The organism is Methylobacterium nigriterrae, assembly GCF_037106235.1.
Lineage (GTDB): Bacteria > Pseudomonadota > Alphaproteobacteria > Rhizobiales > Beijerinckiaceae > Methylobacterium > Methylobacterium nigriterrae.
In genome coordinates this window covers 1-288 of the sequence record NZ_JBAWTG010000746.1, presented here as the reverse complement: position 1 = coordinate 288, position 288 = coordinate 1, and the positions used below count along the sequence as shown (strand labels likewise).

Below are 288 nucleotides of genomic sequence, written 5' to 3'. Positions count from 1 at the left end.
GCCCGGCATCCGCATCGGGCGAGTGTGATCGACCTCACAGAAGGTCGCCGCGCCCTGGGGGCAAGCCTCGCGGAATTCTTTATCCATTCGAGGTCGCCATGAGGACGTCGACGTCGCGGTTGCCGGATCTTGCCGAGGTGGAGGACTACGTCGCGGAGGGCACGCACCTGCTCCGTGCCGGGGCGGAGCGGCTGGATTGTCTCCGCCGGGACGGCGCCTGCGAAGCCGAGCAGCGCTGGGCCGCCGACATCCTGGCGGCCATGGAGCGCATCCAGGTTCTGCTCCAGG

General features: G+C 69.1%; 1 pseudogene. It reads left to right on the top strand.

What is annotated here, in order from left to right:
- Positions 1 to 98: 98 nt before the first annotated feature.
- A pseudogene (locus WDW90_RS38970) lies at positions 99 to 288 on the top strand (hypothetical protein); the annotation flags it as partial.